The sequence below is a fragment of the Paracoccus sp. (in: a-proteobacteria) genome (assembly GCF_046289755.1).
Taxonomy (GTDB): domain Bacteria; phylum Pseudomonadota; class Alphaproteobacteria; order Rhodobacterales; family Rhodobacteraceae; genus Paracoccus.
This window is the reverse complement of the sequence record NZ_JBKBVD010000010.1, coordinates 87994-97953: the sequence shown is the minus strand read 5'-3', so window position 1 is coordinate 97953 and position 9960 is coordinate 87994. Positions and strand designations below refer to the sequence as shown.

The 9960-nt window shown below is 68.3% G+C and carries 9 protein-coding genes; 4 read left to right on the top strand and 5 right to left on the bottom strand.

The annotated features are described in order from the left end of the window. Positions 1 to 24: 24 nt before the first annotated feature. Both proB and obgE read right to left on the bottom strand, forming a co-directional pair. Positions 25 to 1140, bottom strand: coding sequence for a glutamate 5-kinase (proB, locus tag ACK41U_RS05815; RefSeq protein ID WP_409677181.1), 1116 nt, complete (start codon positions 1138 to 1140; stop codon positions 25 to 27). After that, entirely contained in the window at positions 1128 to 2159 is a 1032-nt protein-coding gene (gene obgE / locus ACK41U_RS05810) for a GTPase ObgE (protein ID WP_409677179.1), read from the bottom strand. The genes proB and obgE overlap by 13 nt, the downstream gene beginning before the upstream one ends. Before the next feature lie 110 nt (positions 2160 to 2269). On the opposite strand from obgE, the gene ACK41U_RS05805 reads away from it, so the two are divergent. From ACK41U_RS05805 to eno, 3 genes are all read left to right on the top strand, one after another. Beyond that, positions 2270 to 3667, top strand: coding sequence for a protein adenylyltransferase SelO (locus ACK41U_RS05805; RefSeq protein WP_409677177.1), 1398 nt, complete (start codon positions 2270 to 2272; stop codon positions 3665 to 3667). 40 nt (positions 3668 to 3707) lie between these two features. Then, positions 3708 to 4427: an endonuclease/exonuclease/phosphatase family protein gene (locus tag ACK41U_RS05800; RefSeq protein WP_409677175.1), complete on the top strand. Its 720-nt coding sequence runs from the start codon at positions 3708 to 3710 to the stop codon at positions 4425 to 4427. A gap of 66 nt (positions 4428 to 4493) precedes the next feature. Continuing rightward, positions 4494 to 5768, top strand: a complete 1275-nt coding sequence (gene eno, locus ACK41U_RS05795; protein WP_409677173.1) for a phosphopyruvate hydratase — start codon at positions 4494 to 4496, stop codon at positions 5766 to 5768. Positions 5769 to 5830: 62 nt separating this feature from the next. Here the strand turns inward: eno and ACK41U_RS05790 are convergent, their stop codons facing one another. Beyond that, positions 5831 to 7273: a PLP-dependent aminotransferase family protein gene (locus ACK41U_RS05790; RefSeq protein WP_409677171.1), complete on the bottom strand. Its 1443-nt coding sequence runs from the start codon at positions 7271 to 7273 to the stop codon at positions 5831 to 5833. A 232-nt stretch (positions 7274 to 7505) separates the two neighbouring features. Between ACK41U_RS05790 and ACK41U_RS05785 the strand changes: the two genes are divergently transcribed. After that, the gene (locus ACK41U_RS05785; RefSeq protein WP_409677189.1) at positions 7506 to 8621 is read left to right on the top strand and encodes a TRAP transporter substrate-binding protein; all 1116 of its coding nucleotides are present in this window, start codon (positions 7506 to 7508) and stop codon (positions 8619 to 8621) included. Between the two features lie 149 nt (positions 8622 to 8770). On the opposite strand, the gene ACK41U_RS05780 is transcribed toward ACK41U_RS05785, so the two are convergent. Next, positions 8771 to 9334 carry a F0F1 ATP synthase subunit B gene (locus ACK41U_RS05780; RefSeq protein WP_409677169.1) on the bottom strand — a complete coding sequence of 188 codons (564 nt, stop codon included), beginning with the start codon at positions 9332 to 9334 and terminating at the stop codon, positions 8771 to 8773. After that, positions 9331 to 9957, bottom strand: coding sequence for a F0F1 ATP synthase subunit B' (locus ACK41U_RS05775; protein ID WP_409677167.1), 627 nt, complete (start codon positions 9955 to 9957; stop codon positions 9331 to 9333). The genes ACK41U_RS05780 and ACK41U_RS05775 overlap by 4 nt, the downstream gene beginning before the upstream one ends. Between the last annotated feature and the right edge of the window lie 3 nt (positions 9958 to 9960).

Sequence of the window (9960 nt, the reverse complement as noted above, 5' to 3'; positions counted from 1 at the left end):
GTCAGCGGACCGCGCCTGCGGCGATCACAGCGCCATGTCGTCGCGATGGATCAGCGCCGCGCGCCCCGGATAGCCCAGGATCGCGGCAATCTCGGCGGATCGGTGGCCCGCGATCTGGCGCGTCTCGGCGGCGGTATAGCGCGTCAGGCCACAGCCGAGGGTCTGGCCCTCGGGGCCGGCAATCGCCACCGGCTCGCCTCGCCCGAAATTCCCCAGAACCGAGGCCACCCCGGCGGGCAGCAGCGATTTGCCTTGTGTCAGCGCCAGCGCCGCGCCTGCGTCGATGGTGATCGTGCCGCGCGGCTTCATCGCGGCGATCCATCGCTTGCGCGCCGCCTGCGGGTCGGTTTCGGGCAGGAACCAGCTGGTCCGTGCGCCCTGCACCACGGCAGAGAGCGGGCGGAGGACCGACCCCTCGGCAATCGCCATCGCACAGCCGCCCGCCACCGCGGTGCGCGCCGCCATCAGCTTGGTCTTCATGCCCCCTTTGGACAGGCCCGAGACCGGATCACCGCCCATCGCCTCGATCTCGGGCGTGATCGACGCGATCAGCGGCAGGTGCCGCGCGGTCGGGTCGGTCTTGGGATTGGCGGTATAAAGCCCGTCCACATCCGACAGCAGCAGCAGCTGATCGGCGCCGCAGGTGACCGCGATCTGGGCCGCCAGCCGGTCATTGTCGCCAAAGCGGATCTCATCCGTGGCGACGGTGTCGTTCTCGTTCACGATCGGCACGACGCCAAGGCCCAGCAGCGTCTGCATCGTCGCGCGGCTGTTGAGATAGCGCCGCCGGTCGGCGCTGTCCTCCAGCGTCAGCAGCACCTGCGCGGTGGTCACGCCATGGGGGGCCAGCGCCTCTTCATAGGCGCGCGCCAGACGGATCTGGCCCACGGCCGCCGCCGCCTGCGCCTGTTCCAGCGGCAGCGCCCCGGCGGGCAGGCCCAGCACCCGGCGGCCAAGCGCGATGGACCCCGACGAGACCAGCACCACATCGCAGCCCCGCGCCCGCCACGCGGCCACATCGTCGCACAACCCCCGCAGCCAGTCGCCGCGCAGCCCCTCGGGGCCGACCAGCAGCGCCGAGCCGATCTTGACGACCAGCCTGCGCGCCGATGCCAGCGAGGGCGCCGTCACGGCTGCCATGACCCCGCAGCGGGATCGGCGGCGGGCGCCCGCGCAGGCTCGATCCGCGACCACAAAGCGCGCAGCACCTCGGTCACGCCGGTCCGCGCCACGCCCGACATCAGCAGGACCGGATGGCCCAGCTCGGCCTCCAGCTCGGCGCGGCGTTCGGCCAGAACCTCATCGTCCAGCGCGTCGATCTTGTTCAGCGCGGTGACGCGGGGTTTTTCCATCAGCACCGGCGAATAGGCGGCCAGTTCGGTCAGGATGGTGCGCGCATCCTCGGCCACCGTCCCGGATGTGCCGTCGACCAGATGCAGCAGCACATTGCTGCGCTCGACATGGCCCAGAAACTGGTCGCCAAGGCCGCGGCCTTCGCTGGCGCCCTCGATCAGGCCCGGAATGTCGGCCATCACGAATTCGCGCCCGTCCACGCCCACGACGCCCAGATTGGGATGCAGCGTGGTAAAGGGATAATCCGCGATCTTGGGCCGGGCGTTGGACACGGCGGCCAGAAAGGTCGATTTGCCCGCATTGGGCAGCCCCACCAGCCCGGCATCGGCGATCAGCTTGAGCCGCAGCCAGATCGTGCGCTCGATCCCGTCCTGCCCCGGATTGGCATTGCGCGGCGAGCGGTTGGTCGAGGATTTGAAATGCAGGTTCCCCCAGCCGCCATTGCCGCCCTTGGCCAGCAGCACACGCTGGCCCACCTGCGTCATGTCTGCGATGACGGTCTCTTCGTCCTCGTCCAGGATCTCGGTGCCGACGGGCACGCGCAGCACCTTGTCGTCGCCCGATTTGCCGGTCATCTGGCTGCCCATGCCATGCTGGCCGGACTTGGCGAAGAAATGCTGCTGATAGCGGAAATCAATCAGCGTGTTCAGCCCGTCCACGGCCTCGGCCCAGACATCGCCGCCCCGGCCGCCATCGCCGCCATCGGGGCCGCCATATTCGATGAACTTCTCGCGCCGGAACGAGACGCAGCCCGAGCCGCCGCCGCCCGAGCGGATATAGACTTTGGCGAGGTCGAGAAATTTCATGAACAGGCTCCTTTTGCCGCCTGCGGATACGCCCTTGGCGCGCATGGCGCAAGGGTCGCGGGGTGGCAAAGCCGCGCGCCGACCCTATGTAATGGCGGAAGGAGACGCCCATGTTCCAGTTCGACAACAGCTATGCCCGCCTGCCCAAGGGGTTCTTTGCCCATGTCGTGCCCACGCCGGTCGGCAAACCCCGCCTGCTGGCCGTCAATGCGGCGCTGGCCGCGCGGCTGGGGCTGGATGCGGACCGGCTGGCCTCGGACGCGGGCGTGGCCGTGCTGGCGGGCAATGCGGTGCCCGAGGGGGCCCAGCCGCTGGCGCAGGCCTATGCGGGCCATCAGTTCGGCGGTTTCGTGCCTCAGCTGGGCGACGGGCGCGCGGTGCTGCTGGGCGAGATCGTGGCGCCGGACGGCGCGCGGTTCGACATCCAGCTGAAAGGCGCGGGCCTGACGCCCTTTTCGCGGCGCGGCGACGGGCGGGCCTGGCTGGGGCCGGTTCTGCGCGAATATCTGGTCTGCGAATTCATGGCCGCAATGGGCGTGCCCACGACCCGCGCGCTGGCCGCCGTCGCCACCGGCGAGACGGTCCAGCGCGAAACCGCCCTGCCCGGCGCCGTGCTGACCCGCGTGGCCGCCAGCCATATCCGCGTCGGCACCTTCCAGTATTTCGCCGTGCGCGACGACCGCGACGGGCTGGCCGCGCTGACCGATCACGTCATCGCGCGGCACTATCCGCAGGCCGACGGCCCGCTGGCGCTGCTGCGCGCCGTGGTCGCGCGACAGGCCGACACCATCGCGCAATGGATGGCGCTTGGCTTCATCCATGGGGTGATGAACACCGACAATATGGCGATCTCGGGCGAGACGATCGACTATGGCCCCTGCGCTTTCATGGATATATATCATCCGGATACGGTGTTTTCCTCGATTGACCGTCAGGGCCGCTATGCCTGGGCCAACCAGCCGCAGATCGCGGTCTGGAACCTGGCGCAATTCGCCACCTGCCTGATCCCGCTGATGGGCGATGAGGCCCCTGCGATCGAGGCCGCGACCGAGGCCGTGCACCAGTTCGCGCCGCTCTATCAGGCCGCATGGCTGGCGCGGTTCGGCGACAAACTGGGCATCGAGGGCGCACCCAACCGCGCCCTGATCGAGCGGCTGCTGACGCTGATGGCCACAGGCCGCGCCGATTTCACCCGGACATTTGCCGGGCTGACAGACGGCACTGCGCGCGATGAGTTCACCGACCCGGCCGCCTTTGACGCATGGGCGCGCGACTGGCAGGCCCTGTCGCCCGACATGGCGCGCATCGCCGCCACCAATCCGCGCCGCATCCCCCGCAACCACCGCGTCGAACAGGCCATTCAGGCCGCGCGGGGCGGCGATCTGGCGCCCTTTGACCGGCTCTGTGCCGCCACAGTCCGGCCCTTCGAGACGCGCGCCGACTGGGACGACCTGTCCGACGCCCCGCGCCCGTCCGAGATCGTGCAGCATACGTTTTGCGGCACCTGAGGGCTTGCGCCCCCCGCCCCCGTCGCGGAAAGCTGGCCCCATGGTCCGAGGAGCGTCACCCGACACAATGCTGAAACTCGCCAGCTATAACCTGCACAAGTGCCGCGGGCTGACCGGCCCCCATGCGCCCGAACGCAATCTGGCGGTGATCCGGGCGCTGGACCCCGACATCATCGCGCTGCAAGAGGTCGATTTCCGCTATGGCGCCCGCCCCGAGGCGCTGCCGCGCAAGCTGATCCTGTCGGAAACGGGGCTGGTGCCCGCGCGCATGAACGGCACCACCGGTGACAGCCTTGGCTGGCACGGGCAGACCATCCTGATGCGCCCGCATCTGGCCGAGATGGCCGTGCTGCGCCGCCTGCCCCTGCCGGGGCTGGAGCCGCGCGGCGCCGTGGCCCTGCGCCTGCCGGGGCTGACGGTGATCGGGCTGCATCTGGGGCTGGTGCGCTCATCCCGGCGGGCGCAGCTGGCACGGATCACCGCGCAGGCCTCGCGCATTGCCGAGGATCACATCGTGCTGATGGGCGATTTCAACGAATGGCGCGACGACCGGGGGCTGGAATCGCTGGCGGGGTTCCGGGTGATTGCACCGGGCCCGTCCTATCCCGCGCCGCTGCCGCAGCTGCGGCTGGACCGGATGGCCATCTCGCGCAATCTGGATCTGCTGGATTCGGGCGTTTTTACCGGCGCGCAGGCACGCGATGCCTCGGATCACCTGCCGATCTGGGCCCGGATTTCGCTGCCACTCGCGCTGCCGTGAAAATTGCGACTTTCGAACGAGGCCCGCGCCCGCTATGAAGTGCCCAACGCTTCAACGGAGGGCCTTATGACTGCCATCATCGACATCTTCGCACGCGAAATCCTCGACAGCCGCGGCAACCCGACCGTCGAGGTCGACGTGACGCTGGAAGACGGCACCATGGGCCGTGCAGCGGTCCCCTCGGGGGCGTCCACCGGCGCGCATGAGGCGGTCGAGAAACGCGATGGCGACAAGGCCCGCTATCTGGGCAAGGGCGTGCTGGAGGCCGTGGCTTCCGTCAATGGCGAGATCGCCGAAAGCCTGATCGGCGAGGACGCGACCGAGCAGCGCGCCATCGACATGATGATGTGCGAGCTGGACGGGACCGAGAACAAGGGCCGGCTGGGCGCGAACGCCATCCTCGGCGTGTCGATGGCCACCGCCAAGGCGGCCGCCGAGGCGCTGAGCCAGCCGCTGTATCGTTATGTCGGCGGCACGGGCGCGCGTATCCTGCCGGTGCCTATGATGAACATCATCAATGGCGGCGAACATGCCGACAACCCGATCGACATTCAGGAATTCATGATCATGCCGGTCAGCGCGGAGAACATCCGCGAGGCCGTGCGCATGGGCTCGGAAATCTTCCACACGCTGAAGAAAGAGCTGTCGGCGGCGGGTCTGTCGACCGGCATCGGCGATGAGGGCGGTTTTGCGCCGAACCTGTCCAGCACCCGCGACGCGCTGGATTTCATTCTGAAAGCCATCGAAAAAGCCGGCTATCGCCCCGGCGACGACATCATGCTGGCGCTGGACTGCGCCGCCACCGAATATTTCCGCGGCGGCAAATACGAGATGAAGGGCGAGGGCGCGTCCCTGACCCCTGCCGAGAATGTCGATTATCTGGCCGCCCTCTGCGACAGCTATCCGATCCTGTCGATCGAGGATGGCTGCTCCGAGGATGACTGGGAGGGCTGGAAGCTGCTGACCGACCGTCTGGGCGACCGCATCCAGCTGGTCGGCGACGATCTGTTCGTCACCAACCCGATCCGTCTGGCGCGGGGCATCGAAGAGGGCTGCGCCAACAGCCTGCTGGTCAAGGTCAACCAGATCGGCACCCTGTCGGAAACGCTGGACGCGGTGCGGATGGCCGACCGGGCGGGCTTTACCTCGGTGATGTCGCACCGCTCGGGCGAGACCGAGGATGCCACCATCGCCGATCTGGCGGTCGCCACCAATTGCGGCCAGATCAAGACCGGCAGCCTTGCGCGCTCCGACCGGCTGGCGAAATACAACCAGCTGATCCGCATCGAGGAAATGCTGGGCGCCACCGCCGAATATGCAGGTCGCAGCATCCTGCGCTGAGCCCGCCTGCCCGACAGACAAGGCGCGCCCCGGTGGCGCGCCTTTTGCGTTCATGTGCCCCCTCAGGCGGGTCCGTCGCCCGGATCGGACAGGGCCAGCTGCGCCAGCGCCCGCAGACCCCCGGCCAGCCGGTCGCGCGGCAGGCGGCAGTTCAGCGCCAGCCGCACGGCCTGCACCGGCACGGCATCCTGCCGGGGCATGGCGTGAAAATCGCAGGCCGGGCGCACGATCACCCCGGCCTGCGCGGCGCGGGCGACGAAATCCCCGGCCCGCCAGGGCGCGGGCAGCGGCAGCCACAGGATCGGCACGCCCGGCTGACCCACCGGCGCCAGACCGCCCAGACAGTCGCGCGCAAGCGCCAGCAGGTCCGCCACCTCGGTCTGGACGCGGGCGGCGATCACCTCGGCATCGCCCGAGTTCAGCAGCCGCGTGATCAGCCCGGTGATGGGCTGCGACAGGCCCATATGGCTGTGCTGGGCGGCGACGCGCCCCGCCTGCCCCATCCCCTCGGGGCAGATCAGCATGCCGAACCGCAGCCCCGCCGCGATGATCTTGGACAGGCTGGTGACATGCCAGACGCGTTCGGGCGCCAGCGCCCGCAGGCTGGGCGGCGCATCGGGATGCGGCGTTGGGGCGTAACATTCGTCTTCGAGGATCTGCAGATCATGGCGCCGCGCGACGCCCACGATCTGCTGGCGGCGCGCCAGCCCCATGGCCGTCAGCGTCGGATTCTGCGCCGAGGGCGTCAGGCAGACAAGCCGCGCCCCCGAGGCCCGCGCCACCCGGTCCAGATCCACGGGGATCATGCCCTGATCGTCCAGCGCGACCGGCAGCGTCTCGGCCCGCATCAGGCGTGCGGCGTGGCGCATGCCGGGATAGGTCAGCGCCTCGGCCATCACGCCTGCGGGCTGATCGGTCATGGCCAGTGCCATGACCAGCGTGATCGCATGCTGCCCGCCATGGGTCAGCACCAGATCATCCGGCCCCGGCCCGCCCAGAGGCCGGTCGGCCAGCCAGTCCAGCACCGCGTGACGACAGCGCAGATCGCGGCTGAGCGGAGGATAGTCCAGTATATCGGCGTCCAGATCCGCCCCGACCGCCGCCATATGCCGCCCGATGATCGCCGCCTGTCCGCAATCGGGCAGATGCGGGATGCGCAGATCGACCGGCCCGTCGGCGCGGGTCGGGCTGTCGAGGCTTTCATACAGCAGCGGTTGCAGCGCCGCCTGCCGGGCGCGTGGTGCGGCGATGAAACTGCCCCGCCCGACATGGCTTTCGATCACCCCTTCGGCGGCGGCGACCTGATAGGCGCGGGCCACGGTGCCGGTGGTCACGCCCAGCTTCCACGCCATGTCGCGCATCGGCGGCAGACGCGTGCCCGGCGGCAGCACGCCCGAGCGCGCCGCCTCGCGCAGCGCACCGGCAAGGGCGCGGAACTTGGGCCCCGTCTGTCCCGCCAGATCCGGTTGCCAGTTGTCCAGTCCGCCGTCCAGTCCGCCATCCATTACCGCCATCCGCCCCGAATTCGCGCCCTGTCACACAGACGTTATCCGCGCCTGTGGGGCTGCACAATCAGCCTCTTGCGCGAAAGGCGGGGCGGCGCGGGCGCGGCGCAGAATTCGCGGGCGCGGTGAAGTATGACCATGGACAGGTGGCAAGGTCCGGCTAAACTGCCGCTCGTGACGGGCAGAGCCAACTGCCCGGTGTGGAGGAGAAAACATGCACAATAAGAAAGCCCTGGACCGCCGGTCCTTTCTGACGCGCGCCTCGGTCGGCGGTGCGGCAGCCGCAGCGACCGGCCTGCTGGCCGCCCCCGCCATCGCGCAGGAGGCACCGCAGATCAGCTGGCGGCTGGCCTCGTCTTTCCCGAAATCGCTGGACACGATCTATGGCGGCGCCGAGGAACTGTCGCAGCGCCTGTCCGAGGCGACCGATGGCCGCTTTACCATTCAGGTCTTCGCGGCAGGTGAGATCGTGCCGGGGCTGGACGCGATCAATGCCACGACCGACGGCACCGTCGAATGCAGCCATTCGGTCGGCTATTACAACTGGGGCAAGGACGCGGCATTCGCCTGCGGCGCCGACCTGCCCTTTACCTTCTCGGCCCGCTCGAAAGCCGCCTTCAACTATCACGGCGGTGGCATCGAGAACTATAACGCCTTCCTCGAAAAATACGATCTGATCAGCTATCCGGGCGGCAATACCGGCACCCAGATGGGCGGCTGGTATCGCAAGGAAATCAACTCGGTCGCCGATCTTCAGGGGCTGAAGCTGCGGATCGCGGGTCTTGCGGGCCGCGTGCTGGAGCGGATGGGTGCTGTGCCCCAGCAGATCCCCGGCGGCGACATCTATCCGGCGCTGGAGCGCGGCACGATCGACGCCGCCGAATGGGTCGGCCCCTATGACGACGCCAAGCTGGGCTTTCACAAGGTCGCGCCCTATTACTATTACCCCGGTTTCTGGGAAGGTGGCCCGACCGTCAGCTTCTTCGTGAACAAGCCTCAGTGGGACCAGCTGCCCGACAGCTACAAGTCGCTGTTCCGCACCGCCGCGCAGGCCGTGGACCAGAACATGCTGGCGAAATACGACATGCTGAACCCGACCGCGCTGAAGGAGCTGGTGGCGCAGGGCGCGCAGCTGCGCTCGTTCAGCGAAGATGTGCTGGTGGCGGGCTTTCAGGCCTCGAACGAGGTCTATGCCGAAATCTCGGCCGAGAACGAGGACTTCAAGACCCAGTATGAGGCGATGCTGACCTTCCGCGATGACTGGTATCTGTATCAGCAGACGGCGGAATACACGTTCGACACGTTCATGATGATCCAGCAGCGGGCGGGCGGTCTGAACAACGGCTGATCCACCCTGGACGAATGCAGCAACGCCCCCGCCTTTCTCAAGGCGGGGGCGTCTTGCGACCAGAGGGCCGCGCAAGGAAAAGACCCCCGCCCGGTCAGGGCGGAGGCCGATCACTGTCCCAGAGGCGCGGGCCGGATGGCCCACGGACCTCAGTTCAGACGACGCGCCACGTCTGCGATGGCGTCATCAATCCCGGCCGAGCGGTTGCCCGCACGGACCTGCTGTTCCAGAATCTCGGCGGCAGCAGCGACCGAGGCGGCGACAGCACGGTTGCGCACGGCGCGCACGGCATCGGCCTCGGCGCTGGCGATCTGGTCCTGTGCGCCCTGCAGGCGACGCTCGATCGAGCGGGCCAGATCATCCTTGGCCTTGGCGGCCTGCGCCTCGGCCTCGCGCTTGGCATTGGCGACGATCTGTTCGGCCTGCGTCTTCACTTCGCGGGCGCGACGCTCGTAGCTGGCATAGATCTCCTGCGCTTCTTCGCGCAGGCGCCGGGCCTCGTCCAGATCCTTGCGGATGCTGTCGGCGCGCTTGTCCAGCAGGCCACCCAGCAGGCCGGGGACCTTGAAATAAACCAGCACGCCGATGAAGACCAGAAACGAGATCAGGACGATGAAATCGGTATTGGCCAGCGAGAAGAACGGACCTTCCGCAGCCGCCGCCGGTCCGGCGATCAGCAGCGAACCCGCAGCGATGGCAAAAATGCGGGTCATTGCAGCGCCCCCTTCATCCGGCTGTCCACGGCACGATCGACCGTAGCAGCATCGACCGATCCGCCAAAGGTCTCGACCAGCGAGGCGGTGACCTCGCGGGCGACCTCGCGGGCGCTGACATCAGCCGAGGTGCGGATGTCGCGGATGCGACCCTCGGATTCAGCCGTGCGGGCGCCGATTTCGGCATCGGCATGGGCGATGGCGGCGTCCAGCTCGGCCTGAATCCCGGCGCGGTTGAGGGCGACGATGCGCTGTGCCTCGGTGCGCGCCTCGGCCAGAGCCTTGTCATAGGCGGCTTCGGCCTCGCGGGCCTTTTGCTTGAATTCTTCGGCGGCCATCAGATCGCCGGTCATGGCGCCCTGCCGGTCCGACAGGACGGCGGCGATGCGGGGCAGTGCCACGCGCGACAGGACCAGATACAGAATGACCAGCGTGACCACCAGCCAGAAGATCTGGTTGGCGAATGTCGTGACATCAAGCTGCGGAAGTCCCGCGCTTTCTGCCGCATGCTGTGCGCCGTCATAGGTGGCGGCGCCGGTGGCTGCGGTCTCGTCGATCACGACGGCCTCATCCCCGGAAATTTCGACCGCGGTGGTGGCGGCCTCTTGCAACAGGCTGAACATATC